Raw genomic sequence first — 16274 nt, 5'->3', positions numbered from 1 at the left:
ATAGGTGGATTTCGTTTGTAGATTCAAAAATCCACTAATTTTATTGAATAAATAGAAAATACTTTCTTTTTTCGTCTATTTAATTTAATATCAATAAGGGCACCAAAAAAATAGATAGAGGTGCTAAAATGTACGGTATTATTAATTATGAAGTGTTTTTACTAACAGGAATTTTATTGAATTTAATTCCTGGTGCAGACACCATGTATATTGTGGGGAGAAGTATTTCACAAGGTAGAAAAGCAGGTGTGTATTCTGTTTTTGGTATTATTACTGGTTCTTTAGTTCATACGTTGTTGGTTGCTTTTGGTTTATCTATTATACTTACAAAATCCATTGTGCTATTTAACACTATTAAGGTTATAGGTGTTATCTATCTTGTATATTTAGGGATTAAAATGATACTTGATAAGACAAATGTAGCTTTCCAGGCCTCGTCCAATAAATTGAACATTAGAAAAATATATATACAAGGGCTTTTAACAAGTCTTACGAATCCAAAAGTCTCTTTATTCTTTATTGCGTTTCTTCCGCAATTTATAGATACAAAGGCTTTAGGTCCTATGCCTTTTATCATTTTAGGACTTACTTTTACAGTAACTGGACTATTATGGTGTTTATTTGTTGCTTATTTCTCTTCATATGTTACAAAAAAATTAAGAGGAAACCAAAAGGTAGGAATGATTCTAAATAAGATAACAGGAATGATTTTTATTGGTATGGGGTTAAAGTTGCTTCAAACAAAAGCTCCTCAATAAACCTGAATAACATAAAAATGCCCCCTTTCAAGAGATGTAATCTTAGGTTTAGGCTAATTTCTACATACTAAAAAGTCCCTTTAACTTTGAAGGGACTTTTTGCTTGTTATTTTGAGTTATTTAAAAATTTATTTCAAGAAACAACCTATACTTTAATTGACGTTGTGCGAGTTTAACTTGATAGCAATGGTGTAAGCACAGCGGATATTTCAAGGTGAGGGTCGGTCTGCCCGTAAAAGCCCGATTGGTGAGAGCTGATAATCAGTGGGGATGAACAAAACCCCCACTGATTAAAGTTTCACTTTATTTGTATTACCAATTAGCAGTTTCCGTACTTTCTTTCAACCACTTCACCCAATCCAAATCCTCTACCTTAAGCAAACTGAGCGAAACACCTTTCATATCTAAAGAAGTTAGCAGTGTACCAACTTTTACGAATGTAATCTGTAATCCTTCCAACTCACATAAGCGGCGAATGTCATTTGCGAAAATGTATTGTTCCATTAATGGAGTTGCGCCTAATCCGTTAATGAGGATGGCGAAGTTGTCGCCTTTTCTCCAGCGATAAATGCTTTTTAGTTTGTTCATTAGTTCGATCGCTAATATTTCAGAAGAGGATAGTGCTTCTTTACGGTAACCTTTTTCGCCATGGATACCAACGCCGTAAAAGACTTCATCGTCGTTTAATGTGAATGAAGCTTTTCCTTTCACTGGATCGTTTGCAGGTGAAAGTGCGACGCCTAATGTGTGTAAGTTTTCGGTGATAGAACGGCCGAGTGTTGTTAGTTCGTCTAAAGAGTGACCTGCAAGAGCGGCCGCACCGAGTATTTTTTGAACGAAAACAGTACCAGCGACGCCGCGTCTTCTTTTATTAAACGAAGCATCATCTTCAATTGAAACGTCATCATTTACGATGATGTGGTCAATTTTTCTTCCTTCTTCTTTGGCAATTTGCTTCGCCGCTAAAAAGTTAGCTACGTCATCTTTAAAGTTTTTGATGATGAATAAAATACTTTTATCTTTTGGCATGAGGCGAGTTGCCGCAATAATTTGTTCCACGGTAGGCGGAGTGAAAATACTTCCGTTTACGGCCGCTGTAAGCATACCTTTTCCTACATAACCAATATCAGCTGGCTCATGTCCGCTACCACCGCCACTTATGATAACAACGTTTTGCTTCAGTTTTTCAATACCTTTTACATAAATGATGTTATTTATTTCGTCGTAATTCACTTTGTCGTTATGTTCAAAATAAAAGCCATGCATCATATCTTGAACGATATTTTGTACATCATTCATAATCTTTTTCATTGCTTTTGCCACCCTTTAATTACTTTGCAGATTGCTCTAGTAATAGTAATAATTGATTGTTTATCATATTTTTCATGAGAGAAGACATAATGGACGGATCTACTTCGCATTTGCTTTCAATCCAATCTTTTATCGTTCCAACGAAGCCGTGACTATAAAAGGAGGCAATCGTATTTTTTGTCTCATTAGAAAGGCTAAATCCACAGCTCACAGATAGTTCATCAATAATCTTCATATATAAGTTTTTCGTATGCTCAAATAAATAGTGATTGAACGAATTTTGCTCAATGACTTTAAAAGCATTTCGGTAAAATTTTTGATTTTCATAAAAGTAATCAAATAATAAATCAAAAATATTTTCCCACGTTTCATAGTCGAGAAAGTCGATAATGTTTTCTTTCGTTTCTTCTCTATAAATCCAGCTTAATAGTTCAAATTTATCTTTAAAATGATAATAAAAAGTTTGCCTACGCATTTGACAGTGTAACATAATATCGCTCACTGATATTTTATGAAACGACTCTGTTTCCATTAAATACTTCAATGAATTTGCGATTATCTTTTTAGAAATTATAGAAGAGGTCATCTCAATCATCCCTAGAATGTTAGTAATATGAAAATCCTACCCATAAATGAGAGCGGTGTCTTTAGACAGATTGTCCATTTTGTCCGTTTACTATAAAACGCTTTCATTTTAACATGGATAGTAAGAAGAAGATTTCAAATATATCACAATATATTAAAGGAATTGAGGGAGAACTACAATGAAAAAGATTATAAACAAACCAGAAACATTAGTAATGGAAATGTGCAACGGAATGGTTATGGCGCACCCAGAGCTTGAGCTTTTGAAGAAATATAAAGTGATTAAGAAGAAAGAAATGAACGAAAATAAAGTAACGTTAATTAGTGGCGGCGGTAGTGGTCATGAGCCAGCGCATGCAGGACTAGTCGGAAAAGGAATGTTAGATGCGGCAGTGTGTGGAGATGTATTTGCTTCACCTTCACAAATTCAGGTATATCAAGCAATTAAAGAAACAGCGAGTAAAAAAGGTACGTTATTAATCATTAAAAATTACAGCGGCGACATTATGAATTTCAAAAATGGTGCGCATTTAGCGACTGAAGATGGAATTGAAGTTGACTATGTAAAAGTGGACGATGATATTGCGGTAGAAGATAGTTTGTATACAGTAGGACGACGCGGCGTTGCAGGTGTTATTCTCGTTCATAAAATTGCCGGCGCAGCAGCGGAAGCAGGTATGGATTTAGGAGCGGTGAAAGCTGTAGCGGAAAAAGCAGCTGCTAACGTGCGCACAATCGGTTTAGCGTTAACGTCTTGTACAGTTCCAGCGAGCGGATCCCCTACTTTCACACTTGCGGAAGATGAAATGGAATACGGCGTAGGTATTCACGGCGAGCCAGGAATTAAACGTGAAAAAATGTTGTCAGCAGATGAACTAGCGAACCGTATGACAAACGATCTTGTAAAAGATTTAGGAGTAAAAGATGGCGAAGAAATTGCGCTTTTAGTTAACGGATTTGGCGGAACACCACTGCAAGAACTTTACTTATTTAATAATGCAGTGACGAGAGAATTAGCTGCTAGAAATATTAAAATTAATAGAGTATTCGTCGGTAACTATATGACGAGTATCGATATGGCTGGTATGTCTTTAACTGTAATGAAGTTAGATGATGAGTTAAAAACATTACTATCGAAAGAATGTAATACACCAGCGTTTAAAGTTGATGGACCAGTTGAAAGTGTTGAGTACGTGAATGTACTTGAAGAGACAGAAGAGAAGGAAGTTTCCTTTGAAATAGAAACAGCGGAAGAGCACGCTGTTATTAAAAACAATGTCATTACATTAAACAACATGATTTATCTCGTTGATAAAATGAGCGACGTTATTATTAAAAACGAAGTACCGTTCTGTGAGTTAGATACGCATGCTGGTGACGGCGACTTCGGAATGAGTGTGGCAAAAGGATTTAAGCAATTAAAACGTGAGTGGCATTCGATTGTAGATCAAGAGAACGTAACGATCGGGTCATTCCTTGACGGTTGTTCGATGATTATTATGGAACATTGCGGCGGCGCATCTGGTCCAATTTGGGGCGGAGCATTCCGCGCAGCTAGTAAAGCAGCAGGTGAGAAGCGTGAGTTAACAGTGAAAGAATTCGCTGAAATGTTACAAGCAGCACTGCAAGGTATACAATCTATCGGTGAAAGATCATTCGGTAGAGGAGCGGTAGTTGGTGACAAAACACTTGTTGACGCACTTGCTCCATGTGTAGACTCTTGGTTAAATAGCGCTTCAAACGAAGAAGACATGAAAACTGCTTTTGAAAAAGGAGCAGAAGCAGCGGTTAAAGGAGCAGAGTATACGAAAGAAATCGTAGCTCGCATGGGCCGCGCCGGTACAGTTGGTGAAAGAAGCTTAGGCTATCCAGATGCAGGTGCACATGCACTTGGAGTTATCTTTACGGAAATTGCGGGTAGTTTGAAATAAGAGTTAGAAAATCCCCTCTGCCTTGTGGTGGAGGGGATTTTTATTTATTTGTTAGCCAATCTAGAAGCAGCTTCTTCAACTTCTTTATACGCATTTTGTAATACTTCATTTGGATCTAGTACTGCTGTTCCTTGTGCACGAACGATTTGATAATCTTCAATACCTAAGAAATTAAACATTGCTTTTAAATATTTATGAGAGTATTCCACTTCTGTATACCAATCATCATTTGTATAGATCCCGCCACTTGCTTGTATAACAAGCATTCTTCTTCCATCTTTAAGTAATCCAACTGATCCAGTTTCAGTATATTTAAATGTTTCACGTGCAATCATGATATTGTCCATGTAATCTTTTAACTTTGATGGAATATTAAAGTTGTGCAAAGGTAATACGATAACATACGTATTTGCACTTTTAAATTGTTGTAAAATTTCGGACATACGCTCTGTTACTTTTTGTTCTTCATCAGTTAACTTTTGTCCATTTCCTTGCTTTTCCCATGCGCTTAAAACAGTTTTATCTATCATTGGTACTACATCATCGTATAAATTAATCTGTTCAATCGTTTCATTATTAGGAATTAATTCTTTATAAGATACTAAAAAGTGGTTAAGAACCTTAATGCTGACTGATGATGGATCATCCACTTTCGGATGTGCGTTTATGATAAGTGTTTTGTTCATTTGTATTTCCCCTTTTTAAAAGTTTTTACGTTTTAATTGCCGACTAAGTTAATCGTCGATTAATTTAGTCTTTAATATAAGCTCTGAAATTATTTTTGTCAAATGAAATACATACTATTCTAAAAGAGCCTTTTTTTATTTGACTAAAATTCTAAATGGTCCTAAGATACAATTTGATAACCCTTAAAATAAAAAGCAGGTGATTTGTATATGCAATATAGTGTTGGGGTTGAATATGCCTTGCATTGCCTAGTTTATTTAATTAATACTCCTTCCAAGGAAAGTGTTGGAATAAAGGATTTGGCAGAGTTTCAAGGACTTTCTGAAACATTTCTTTCAAAAGTTTTCGGTAAATTATCTAAAGCTGGCATTGTGAATTCTGTCCCAGGTGTAAAGGGAGGGTATAGGTTAGCTAAGTCTCCAGAAGATATCTCTTTTTGGGATGTAATAGAAGCTGTCGAAGGTCCAAAACCTATTTTTCAATGTAAAAATATTGTGCAGAATGGCCTACTATATCGAGACGAGGCTTGTAATTCTTGTGAACCTAGCAATTCTTCTTGTACAATTAACTTAGTAATGCTTGAAGCAGAAGAACACATGCGTGAGTTTCTTCGTAAAAAGACTCTTGCATGGTTAGATAAAGAACTTGATATTGTCTTACCTGAAAAGACAAGGGTAGATACTCGTGAATACTTCAAACAAAAAAACTCTAACTAAATCGCCATGACGAATTAGTTAGAGTTTTTTTGTTTTTTGACATTAATTCCATCATGTGAGTACTTCATCACAAATTCCGTCTTTAAATATCACATTTAATTAACTCATAAAGTTTCAAATTGATTAACAATAAAATTCTAAACAATACAATTTTATTTTCGTAAAAAGTAAATGAATTTATGTGTTCAGATATTTTAAACATAATGAAAATTACCTTTGAAAAAGGAGCAGAGTATACGAAGGAAATCGTAGCTCGCATGGGCCGCGCTGGTACGGTTGGTGAAAGAAGTTTAGGCTATCCAGATGCAGGTGCAGGTGCATATGCACTTGGGGTTATCTTTACGGAGATTGCTGGTAGTTTGAAATAGGAATGAGAAAGTCCCTCTGTCTGAAGGCGGAGGGACTTTTATATAGTTGATATGTAGAAGACTTCTTTCGGTACTTTTTGCTTATTTAAGAGATTTCTTCAATCAAATTGTATTTTAGACTTAGTTTTTTTGTGATTGCAACTTATCGATTTTCCAGCGTGCTCCTAGAGGATCTAAAGAGCTTTCAATATAAAACATATATTCATCTGCGGTACTTGGTACTTCAAAAGCTATTTTTAATTCTACCGTTTCATTTGGTTTAACTTGTATATCAGAAGGGTTTTGGTCAAGCACCTTTCCTTCATAGGCCTTTCCGGCTTTTTCATCTTTTAAGTTATATTTTAATTCTGATAGTCCAATCGTTTGACCTCGTACATTTTTTACAGAGACATTAACAACGACGGAATCGTTACTAGCATTTAAATATGCATTTTGAACGGCGGTCAAGTAATAGCCTCCCTTAACACTCTCACCAACTAATAAAATACCTTGTTCCAAGCGGCTCATATCTTCTTTTTCTTCAAAATTTATTAATTCTTCATTTTCATTTTTCGCGGTTGGTTCTTCTATTGGACCATTTTCAACGGCACTATCTTTTTTATCTTGTGTGCAAGCAGCCGTAACACTGACTAATACTAGAATGAAAGTAAGTAATATGAATGATTTTCTCATAAAATTAATCTGTCTCCTTAAGTTTCTCAATTTTGTGCAACTATACATATAAGATTAACATAATGTCTCATTATTGGCTCAAAATAGGGAATTTTTTAGACGCCTTATTCTTTTTCCTTTTCATATACATTCAATTGGGTCTCACGATATTTGTTAATCTTTTAAATCATTGTCTTAGTAATACCGAGGATTATTATAGATATATTAATCATATAATTTGTCCCTATCAAAATGAACGTTTCTTGCATCTAATATATTGTAAATATATTTTATTTTGAAAGGATGTGATTATATGGCTCATAAATCTACTGGAGTGTTTCGAGTTCCAGTTTCTGAAAATGGGATTATTCCAACTGCTCTCAACATTATGTTAAACAATGATTCACGCTGTCATACTAGTAATGTAACGGTAACTGTTAAGAGAAGTCGAAACATTTCTTTCCCAACTCAAAATGAATTAGTTGAAATCTCGCGTACTTTTGTTTCTTTAGAACCAAACAGAACAACTAAGATTGTGTTGTTTACGCCAGAATTCCAAATAGAAGATTTTCTTGATGTCATCATTAGTGGAAATAAAGATGATGTTAAGGATGTTCTTGTATATTCTTTCTTAGCAGATTCAGCAGGTCACAATCTGCCATCTACTGTTTTTAGAAATGCAGAATACACTTTTGCTTGCTGACACCGTGATGATGTATTCTTTACTGTCATATATTTGAAGGGAAAAGTTAAATAAGAGTTGATTTAACTTTTATCTGGGTTCTCCAAAGAAGTATGCTTTAGCTAAATAAACAAGGAACCGACTAATACGTTCCTTGTTTATTTGCATTTTATATGAAATTTCGTGTCTATTATTTCGAAAGCAACTTTACAGGGGAACGGATTTTTCCTAGTGAAGTAGCACCTATAGATGAAAGTACTCAATATTCCAATTCTAAAGGTAGGCGAAATGCTTGAATGTTACCATCATTCATAACCATCTTTATAATATGTAATTAGTATTATTCTACTCTTCAAATATCTCCGGCTTCTCCACTCTAAATGATTTCACCTCGCCACATTCTAAACAAAATGTAGTTAATAGTTTGGAACGTTTCCCCACTGAAAAGAGCCTGCTAGAATCATCCTCACAAACATATGCATGATAAGCAAATCCAACTCTTCCTTCTTTAAATGTAGTAGAGCCACAATTCTCGCATTTTTTATTTTTCATGCTACTAACACCTCTTTTGCTATGTTTTTAATATAGAAGTAAAGCAACTTGGTTATACATGATGTTTTCGACAAGATACAATATACCCCTCTCTATATCCGCAAGTAAAACAACATAATACGCCTATAATTCTCTATAAAAATATGATTTTTCATATATCATTTAATGTATATCGGAAAAATAAGTATTAAAGTATTGATTTTTATTATTCTGATGATTATAATAAATGAAAATCAAACAATTCTTATGTTGAGAAGTGGAGGGACGGGCCCTATGAAACTTCGGCAACCTCGTTTTAGACGAAAGGTGCCAAATCCTGCAGGTGAAAAAACACCTGAAAGATAAGAGCGGTTCACTTAGTCAAGAAGGCTACTCTTATTTCGATAAGAGTGGCCTTTTTTTATGGCTAAAAGATAAAGGGGGAATAGGTAGTGGAGTATGGTTTTTGGTTACCGATTTTTGGGGGATGGCTTCGAAATGTAGATGATGAATCTATGCCGCCTACGTTTGAGTATGCAAAACAAACCGCACAAGCGGCAGAACAATTAGGTTTTTCAACAACACTTATTGCAGAATTAAATTTAAATGATATAAAAGGTGTGTCAGCACCAAGTTTAGAAGCGTGGACAACTGCGGCAGCACTTGCTGCAGTGACGGATAAATTAGAGATTATGACAGCTGTAAGACCTGGCTTTCATAATCCAGCAGTTACAGCGAAAATGGCAGCAAATATTGATCAATTAAGTAATGGTCGTTTTACATTGAATGTAGTTTCAGCGTGGTGGGAAGAAGAAGCGAGACAGTATGGCGGAGTATTTACCGCACATGATGAAAGATATGATCGCACAGAGGAATTTGTAACAATTTTGAAAGAGCTTTGGAAAGAAGAAGAGTTTTCTTATAAGGGGAACTTTTATGAGCTTCAGCATACACATTTAAGTCCAAAACCTGTGCAGAAACAAGGCATTAAGCTTTATGCAGGTGGTGAGAGTGAGAGAGGAAAAGAGGTCATTGTAAATCACGCGGATGCATATGTAATGCACGGGGGAACAGTGGAAGAAGTATCTGTGAAAATAGAAGATATGAAGAATCGTAGAAAGAAAGTTACAGAGGAGCCATTGCAGTCATTCGGGCTTGCGGCTTACGTCATTTGTCGTGACACAGAAGAAGAGGCGTTAGAAGAATGGAAACGCATAACGGATGTGAAAGATGATGCGTTAGGTTACGCGGGTTACCAAGACTTTGTGAGTAAATCACAGTTGGAACAGCAAGTGAAGCTGAATGATTATTCTGTATCGAATCGCGGCTTACGTCCTAATTTAATCGGAACACCAGAACAAATTGCAGAAAGAATACTTGCTTTTGAAAAAGTGGGTGTTACGTTATTACTTTTACAATTTTCACCACAGCTTGAAGAGATGAAACGATTTTCTGAAAAAGTGATGCCATTAGTTGAAGCAAAAAGAAAGGAATTGATTACAAATGAGTAAAATTTACATATTACATGAGAATAAGGAATGGACGAATCATTTAGTGAAAAGGTTGGAAGAACTGGAGTTACCGTATGAGGAATGGCTTTTAAATGAAGGAACACTTTCATTAGAACAAGAACCTCCAAAAGGTGTTTTTTATAGCCGCATGAGTGCCTCTTCACATACGAGAGGGCATCGATATGCACCTGAATTGACTGAAGGAGTTCTTGCTTGGCTAGAGGGATATGGACGAACAGTATTTAACGGGTCTCGTGCATTACGCCTTGAAGTAAGTAAATTGAATCAATATGCAGCATTAAGAAAATTTGGGATACAAGTGCCGAAAACAATTGGTGCTGTTGGCCGTGATCATATAGTAAAAGCAGCAAAGGAGTTAGGGGAAGTACCGTTCATTACAAAGCATAACCGTGCAGGTAAAGGCCTTGGTGTTCAACTGTTTCATTCCATTGATGCTTTAGAACAATATTTGGATGGTCCGGCGTTTGAAGAGCCCATTGATGGAATTACTTTAATCCAGCAATATATTGAAGCGCCCGAACCATATATTACACGTTGTGAGTTTGTAGGCGGCCAGTTTGTATATGCAGTTAAAGTAGATACATCAGAAGGATTTGAACTTTGTCCAGCAGATGCGTGCTCGATTCAAGATGCTTTTTGCCCAGTAGGAGAAGAGAGTAAGACAGAATCGCCAACAAAATTTGAAATTATATCAGACTTCCAAGAGCCAATTATTGAACAATACAAAGAATTTCTGAAAGAAAATGAAATTACCGTTGCTGGTATTGAATTTATTCGCAGTTCGGATGGAACAATTTATACGTATGATATTAATACAAATACAAACTATAATTCTGACGCAGAGTCTGTAGCGAATCAATTTGGTATGCTTGAACTTGCTACATTCCTTGGAAGAGAATTAGAGAAACAAGTAGAGTCAGTTAAATAGTATAGAAGGTTCTAGTGAAAACCTTTGTTAAAGCAATCGTTGTCGTATGACTAAGTTTAGGCTATCCAGATGCAGGTGTGTATGCGTTTGAAGTGATCTTTGCGGAGTTTGTGAGTAGTTTGATATAGGAATAAGAAGATCCTCTCTTGCTTAAACTAGAGGGGATCTTCTTATTCCTATATATATTCCAATAATTGCTCCTATTGTATTGAGAATAATGGCATCTACATCAAAAAAACGGTTTATAAAAGGACTTATCCAACGTAACATATAAATGTATCGTAAAAGTGAATAAAGTCCATATTTTGTTTTTAGATAGGTATAATTTGAGGGTATTCCGATGATATTTCCTCTAATAGAATTGGTGATAAGCTGTATATAACTGTATATTGTGAGGGTGGGAGGCTGCTATCTTTTCTCTGATTTTATATAAGAAAAAAATTATCTGAGCTTTAATGGAAATGGAGAATATATTATATGATTTTAGGAATTTCATATTTTGATATTTTTTGTATTGTAGTGATTGTCTCGTTTTTCTTGATTTTTTGGAGATTGAACGTATGGTATAACAAAAAACATAACATTCCTAAGGTTTTTCAATGGTTTCCTAGAAGATGGGGTAAAAGAAAAGTTTCAGAGCATTTATCACAATTAAATGAAAAGCTAGCGGCTGAAGGTAAAGGGATTTGGGTTACAATCTATGCTATAGATTTATACATTGTAACTATTCCTTGTACAGTCAAAAAATATAAATCTTAATAAATATATAAAAAGAAAGACCTTTTAATTAAAATAAAAGGTCTTTCTTTGCGGGACAAAATGGTCCCAAATTCTTTTAGTTAAAACCTCATGTCTTAAATCGATTTATATTTGAGGTGTGACGAATGCGAAAAATGAAAAAAACGAATCCAATCGTGATAAAAATTTGGAATCAGATAATGAATAAGGCACATAAAGAAAAGGTACCTATATATAGGTACCTTTTCTAATAGTTTTTTAGCAGAAACAACTGCATCCGATAATGATTAATAGAATAAATAATACAACTAGTAAAGCAAATCCTCCAGCGAAACCGCAGCCTTCGCCGCAACTACCACCATATCCCATAACAATAGTGCCTCCTTTAGATAAGAGGGTAAAACTAGGGTTCATTCCATGGATTTTAACGGGTTCACTTTACTTTATGTTTTAAAGAATAAATGGAGCAGGTCCTTTTGAAAATAAAGAAAAGACGCCATTAGGCGCCTTTCTGTTAGGTAGATAAGACTTTAGTTTTCCAATCTAAAGAAATTTTGTATCAGCTCTTTGTGAGTATAGCATAATATCTGATTGATTTATTATGCATTGTTACATACTTGCCTAAACTCCTCTATTTTCCATTTGATAAAATAGAATCCTAATATTACCAAAAATTAAATAAATATTTCTACATATTCAATATATTTACAAAAATTACAAAAGTGATACATTTAAGTTGTAAGCTATAAAAACTATTAAAGGGGGATTTATTATGTTCAAGAAATTAGTGGTAGGGCTATTGGCAACTGGTATTGCATTAACAGGAGGAATTGGGGCAGCTTCAGCTGATACGCAAAAAGCTGTGAGCTCTCCGAAGCAAGCAACGTGCTCAATTCCTTATGAGTATTCTAATGGTAAATTCAAAAGAACTCTTTATTACTCAAATGGAGTATATGCTAATAGTTTTAATGAAAATGTTTGTGGCGGGACGATTACGTGGTATTTAAAACATGTTCAAAATGGAGTTGCTTTTTACGAAGGTAATTTAAAATAGTAGATTTTTTGAACCTCATTTATTGAGGTTCTTTTAGTTTTTAAACTGATTTTCCACAAAAAAGACACCCAAAGGTGCCTTCCTGCGACTTGAACCATCTTAATTTTAATAATATGTATTGGAATCCCATACGAATATTATTTTACCATGTTAAATATCTAAATTCATTGAGAAAAAGATATAGCTCATTATTCATTCTGTCAAAAAGGATATATCAAACGTAACGTATGAATGTTCCATATTAAAATTACATAAAAACGCTATTTTAATAAAAAGCGACATTGAAAGTTAGCAAGCAATACTTAAAAGAGTAAGAGCTGCGAATCCGTAAACTAATAAGCTACTAGTAGCAAGGAATTTTATAATTTCATTTGTAGAAATAATAGTTAAACATAGTGCTATAGATGCACCTATAAAGAATTGGTACTTCGTATGTATATTTATAAGATTAATTATTACAAGTACAGTTAAGAAAAGTGAAATGAAGTTAAAATATCTTTTCATTGTCATATTTCCTTTCAATGTTTGATCTGTATTCATTATACCAGCTTGTACCAGTAATAACATACTTTGTAATGAGGCTTAATAGAAATCTTATTTTGCCATAAATAAAAAGGCGGTTGTTTCCGCAACCACCTTTCAGTAAAGCAAAGCACTTTTTTAGAAATAAAATATGGATGATTTCTGAAAAAATTATAGGATATAATTCAATTTTTATAATCCAAGTGACGGGTTTAATTTATCTCGCTACTTGCGGGCAGTAAGACCTCAGCCCGAAAATTCAGCGGAAGCAAAGAAGTTAGGTGGGGGATGAACAAAACCCCTACTGATTACAGTTTCACTTTATAAGAAAGGAATGACTACATTATATGAAAACTTGTCTAACAAGGTTACATATTAAAGAGCAGCTAGCGATGGCTAACTGCTCAATACAAGGAGATACAGAGAAAGCTAAATGAATGTTGGCATACAGCCTATCAACATTATGGACATAATATTGAGTTTTATTCGAAGGAATTCATATTTTATAAATTAGATTATGATAGTCGGTAGTCTTTTATTAAATAGCCACCAGCGCTGATTACTATAAGAATGAAAAGAATAAGTTCTAGTGTAACTGGAAGTTGTTTTATCCTAAATGCATTCATTTGTGACATTATGATTATAAGTTGTTTTTTTATAGTTAGTGGTGAAAAATTCAATAAAACTATCACTATATGAAAAGAGGTCCTGTTGTCTCCAACAGAACCTCTTCTAAAATGGCAAAGAGTAACTCTTACCTTACTCTTTGTTAATAATATTACAGGAGTGTTAATGAAAATCCAAGACTCTTTATATTGAGAAATAAAGAAGAATTATTTTAAAGAACTCCAATATAAAATTAGAGATTACCATGAGGGGAGTTATAACGAGTTACTACCTATACATATTTATAAATACAACATAATATTAACACGGGAAAATATATTAATATGAATTTTTGCATATTTTAAAATTCAATATATCCCTCAAAAACTTTTAATTGTATAATGTATTTTGTCATATTTTTAGATTTTTCGACAAAAAATAACATAAATAGAGAACGTATTGGGAGAAGGAATTATGTACACAAAACTATTAAAATCAATTACATCATTATCACTTATTGGTGGTGCTTTACTGTATACAAATGGCAGTGATGTGAAAGCTGCTGAGGCGGGTGTTTTTTCTGATGTGCCTACATCGCATTGGTCGTATCCAGCGATTAAAGATTTAGCGAGTAAAAACATTATTTCTGGTTATGGAAATGGAAAGTTTGGTTTCGGTGATGTTGCGACGAGAGAGCAAGTTGCAGCTTTAATTTATCGTGTGTTAGTACCGAATAAGCAAGGTGGTACGTTTAGTAATGACGGTGCTCGTTATGTATTACAAGATGGATCAACTTTAAATAATCCATATCGAGATATTCGCTCAGGTTCAACATTGTTTCCTGAAGAGGTTTTAACGTTAACGAAATTAGGGATTTTTAAAGGTGATGACAAAGGTGGATTTAGACCGAAAGATTCTGTTAGCCGCGCAGAAATGGCGCAAATTCTTACAAATGCTTTCCATCTTTCTGCGAAACAAAAGCATACATTTAACGATGTTTCAAGTGGTTTTTGGGGTGAAAATGCAATTAGTGCGGTGCAATCAAACGGGATTGCTTCTGGTACAGGTGAAGGGAAGTTTGAGCCATATAGTACGGTAAAACGTGAACAATATGCGCAGTTTTTATATAATACTTTGAAATATAAACAGCCTGAAGTTGCGGTGAAAAATACAGGGGATGCGGCATTATTAGCAGCATTTAAAGATGAAGTGCAAAAACGCATTAATACGTATGAAACGAATATTACACTTCCGTATAAAACGACAAATAGTAATACAAAAGAAGTGATGGATACTCTTTTTAACGCCTATAAAGAAGTTGCAAGTAAAAATGAGTATACGAATTATAATAGATCGAATGTTTCATATGGACTTTCTGGATCACCTGGAAATTATACGTTTACGTTAAAGATTACATATCGTGAAACAAAAGAACAAACAGAATATGTAATTAAGCAAGCAAAGGCAATCGTTTCTTCGATTACGCAAGTAGGAATGGATGATCATGAAAAAGTGAAGGCGATTCATGATTATGTCGTAAAGCATATTTCTTATGATACGTCTTATAAAGCTTACACAGCATATGAAGCACTCGTAAATCGTTCTGCGGTTTGCCAAGGTTATGCACTATTAACCTATCAATTATTAAAAGAAGCTGGAATTGAGAATCATTTTGTAGTAGGAACTGGAGACGGTCAGCCTCACGCTTGGAACTTGGTGAAAATCGAAAACAAATGGTATCACCTTGATACAACATTTGATGATCCGGTGCCAGATGAACAAGGGCGCGTAACGTATTCTTATTTCAACTTATCTGACGAGCAAATCGCAAGAAATCATGAGTGGAACCGCGGGGACTATCCGCAAGCTACAACAAATTATTATAGTACATTAACAAATAAAATTGCGGCAGGTGGTACGAAGATTCCTGCATATCAGCAAATATTAAAAGACACAAAGTTAAACTATTTAGGAAATGAATACATCGCAAATAACTATAATGAATTCAAAAATAAAATGCAGCAACGTTATAACGAAAAGTCACCAAAGATTGAAATCCTGTATAAACAATCAATGGATGGCGCATTGCAAGATGTGAAAAAAGCAATTGGGGAAATCGGTTATCCGCAAGGGGCAAACCGTGTTTCTTATAAAGCTGAGCCGTATAATGCGAAAGAAGGATATTCTTTAGTGACGATTACATTTATGTAAAAAAGCAACCTAGATCCCATGTTGGATCTAGGTTGTTTTTTTTTTAACTTAATTTGACATATACAGTTCAACTGTATAAAATCAAACTATACAGTTGAACTATATAGTTTAGCTATATATTTATCGTTACATTGGAGGTCTTTATGAATAGAGATAAAAATTTACCATTAACGGAAACAACGTATTACGTTCTTTTAGCTTTATTAGAGCCAGCTCATGGATATTTAATTATGCAAAAGGTGGAGGAACTGAGTAATCATCAAGTGAAAATCGCAGCGGGTACATTGTATGGTGCGGTTGAAAATTTATTAAAACAAGGGTTAATAGAATCGGTAAAAAGTGAAGATAAACGAAGAAAAGTGTATGTCATTACGGAACGTGGGAAAGAAGTATTGCACTTAGACTTTATGAGAATGCAGCACATTATTGAGGTTACAAAGAGTTTATTACACGTATAGTTAGG

At 34.5% G+C, this 16274-nt stretch carries 18 protein-coding genes and 1 riboswitch; of the genes, 11 read left to right on the top strand and 7 right to left on the bottom strand.

Features of this window, described 5'->3' with window-relative positions; translation table 11 throughout:
• Nucleotides 1-128: 128 nt before the first annotated feature.
• Nucleotides 129-758, top strand: a complete 630-nt coding sequence (locus ACXVYO_RS16680) for a LysE family translocator (RefSeq protein ID WP_458467888.1) — start codon at nucleotides 129-131, stop codon at nucleotides 756-758.
• A 312-nt stretch (nucleotides 759-1070) separates the two neighbouring features.
• Here the strand turns inward: ACXVYO_RS16680 and dhaQ are convergent, their stop codons facing one another.
• Nucleotides 1071-2069: a DhaKLM operon coactivator DhaQ gene (dhaQ, locus tag ACXVYO_RS16675; protein ID WP_458467887.1), complete on the bottom strand. Its 999-nt coding sequence runs from the start codon at nucleotides 2067-2069 to the stop codon at nucleotides 1071-1073.
• A gap of 19 nt (nucleotides 2070-2088) precedes the next feature.
• Nucleotides 2089-2655 (bottom strand): dihydroxyacetone kinase transcriptional activator DhaS, encoded by a 567-nt coding sequence (gene dhaS, locus ACXVYO_RS16670; protein ID WP_000204226.1) that lies wholly within the window; start codon nucleotides 2653-2655, stop codon nucleotides 2089-2091.
• 178 nt (nucleotides 2656-2833) lie between these two features.
• Here dhaS and dhaK point away from each other — a divergent pair, with 178 nt between their 5' ends.
• Nucleotides 2834-4585, top strand: a complete 1752-nt coding sequence (gene dhaK / locus ACXVYO_RS16665) for a dihydroxyacetone kinase subunit DhaK (protein ID WP_458467886.1) — start codon at nucleotides 2834-2836, stop codon at nucleotides 4583-4585.
• 44 nt (nucleotides 4586-4629) lie between these two features.
• Here the strand turns inward: dhaK and ACXVYO_RS16660 are convergent, their stop codons facing one another.
• Nucleotides 4630-5271, bottom strand: coding sequence for an FMN-dependent NADH-azoreductase (locus ACXVYO_RS16660; protein WP_098275738.1), 642 nt, complete (start codon nucleotides 5269-5271; stop codon nucleotides 4630-4632).
• Between the two features lie 210 nt (nucleotides 5272-5481).
• On the opposite strand from ACXVYO_RS16660, the gene ACXVYO_RS16655 reads away from it, so the two are divergent.
• Both ACXVYO_RS16655 and ACXVYO_RS16650 read left to right on the top strand, forming a co-directional pair.
• Entirely contained in the window at nucleotides 5482-5988 is a 507-nt protein-coding gene (locus ACXVYO_RS16655; protein ID WP_001200342.1) for an RrF2 family transcriptional regulator, read from the top strand.
• A gap of 191 nt (nucleotides 5989-6179) precedes the next feature.
• Complete coding sequence (locus ACXVYO_RS16650) at nucleotides 6180-6356, top strand: DAK2 domain-containing protein (protein ID WP_458468075.1); 177 nt, start codon at nucleotides 6180-6182, stop codon at nucleotides 6354-6356.
• A 120-nt stretch (nucleotides 6357-6476) separates the two neighbouring features.
• On the opposite strand, the gene ACXVYO_RS16645 is transcribed toward ACXVYO_RS16650, so the two are convergent.
• On the bottom strand, nucleotides 6477-7028 hold the full coding sequence (locus tag ACXVYO_RS16645; RefSeq protein ID WP_458467885.1) for a DUF4352 domain-containing protein: 552 nt from the start codon (nucleotides 7026-7028) through the stop codon (nucleotides 6477-6479).
• A gap of 292 nt (nucleotides 7029-7320) precedes the next feature.
• Between ACXVYO_RS16645 and ACXVYO_RS16640 the strand changes: the two genes are divergently transcribed.
• Nucleotides 7321-7710 (top strand): hypothetical protein, encoded by a 390-nt coding sequence (locus ACXVYO_RS16640; protein ID WP_000940657.1) that lies wholly within the window; start codon nucleotides 7321-7323, stop codon nucleotides 7708-7710.
• A 324-nt stretch (nucleotides 7711-8034) separates the two neighbouring features.
• Here the strand turns inward: ACXVYO_RS16640 and ACXVYO_RS16635 are convergent, their stop codons facing one another.
• The gene (locus ACXVYO_RS16635; RefSeq protein ID WP_458467884.1) at nucleotides 8035-8241 is read right to left on the bottom strand and encodes a hypothetical protein; all 207 of its coding nucleotides are present in this window, start codon (nucleotides 8239-8241) and stop codon (nucleotides 8035-8037) included.
• A gap of 241 nt (nucleotides 8242-8482) precedes the next feature.
• Nucleotides 8483-8589, top strand: a riboswitch (SAM riboswitch).
• Between the two features lie 83 nt (nucleotides 8590-8672).
• Here ACXVYO_RS16635 and ACXVYO_RS16630 point away from each other — a divergent pair.
• From ACXVYO_RS16630 to ACXVYO_RS16620, 3 genes are all read left to right on the top strand, one after another.
• Complete coding sequence (locus ACXVYO_RS16630; RefSeq protein WP_458467883.1) at nucleotides 8673-9731, top strand: LLM class flavin-dependent oxidoreductase; 1059 nt, start codon at nucleotides 8673-8675, stop codon at nucleotides 9729-9731.
• Nucleotides 9724-10680 carry an ATP-grasp domain-containing protein gene (locus tag ACXVYO_RS16625; protein ID WP_458467882.1) on the top strand — a complete coding sequence of 319 codons (957 nt, stop codon included), beginning with the start codon at nucleotides 9724-9726 and terminating at the stop codon, nucleotides 10678-10680. Before ACXVYO_RS16630 ends, ACXVYO_RS16625 begins: the two co-directional genes overlap by 8 nt.
• 477 nt (nucleotides 10681-11157) lie before the next feature.
• Nucleotides 11158-11439, top strand: coding sequence for a hypothetical protein (locus tag ACXVYO_RS16620; RefSeq protein WP_458467881.1), 282 nt, complete (start codon nucleotides 11158-11160; stop codon nucleotides 11437-11439).
• Nucleotides 11440-11676: 237 nt separating this feature from the next.
• On the opposite strand, the gene ACXVYO_RS16615 is transcribed toward ACXVYO_RS16620, so the two are convergent.
• Nucleotides 11677-11787: a YjcZ family sporulation protein gene (locus ACXVYO_RS16615; protein ID WP_000540371.1), complete on the bottom strand. Its 111-nt coding sequence runs from the start codon at nucleotides 11785-11787 to the stop codon at nucleotides 11677-11679.
• A gap of 403 nt (nucleotides 11788-12190) precedes the next feature.
• On the opposite strand from ACXVYO_RS16615, the gene ACXVYO_RS16610 reads away from it, so the two are divergent.
• Nucleotides 12191-12472, top strand: coding sequence for an LCI fold-containing protein (locus ACXVYO_RS16610; protein ID WP_000473837.1), 282 nt, complete (start codon nucleotides 12191-12193; stop codon nucleotides 12470-12472).
• Between the two features lie 288 nt (nucleotides 12473-12760).
• On the opposite strand, the gene ACXVYO_RS16605 is transcribed toward ACXVYO_RS16610, so the two are convergent.
• Entirely contained in the window at nucleotides 12761-12976 is a 216-nt protein-coding gene (locus ACXVYO_RS16605) for a hypothetical protein (protein ID WP_458467880.1), read from the bottom strand.
• 1098 nt (nucleotides 12977-14074) lie between these two features.
• Here ACXVYO_RS16605 and ACXVYO_RS16600 point away from each other — a divergent pair.
• Together ACXVYO_RS16600 and ACXVYO_RS16595 are read left to right on the top strand one after the other, a co-directional pair.
• Nucleotides 14075-15811: an S-layer homology domain-containing protein gene (locus ACXVYO_RS16600; protein WP_458467879.1), complete on the top strand. Its 1737-nt coding sequence runs from the start codon at nucleotides 14075-14077 to the stop codon at nucleotides 15809-15811.
• Nucleotides 15812-15954: 143 nt separating this feature from the next.
• The gene (locus tag ACXVYO_RS16595) at nucleotides 15955-16269 is read left to right on the top strand and encodes a PadR family transcriptional regulator (RefSeq protein ID WP_001078066.1); all 315 of its coding nucleotides are present in this window, start codon (nucleotides 15955-15957) and stop codon (nucleotides 16267-16269) included.
• Nucleotides 16270-16274 lie beyond the last annotated feature (5 nt).

The organism is Bacillus sp. BC08 (genome assembly GCF_054326875.1).
The sequence above is the reverse complement of the archived record's forward strand: the minus strand, read 5'-3'. Positions and strand labels throughout refer to the sequence as shown.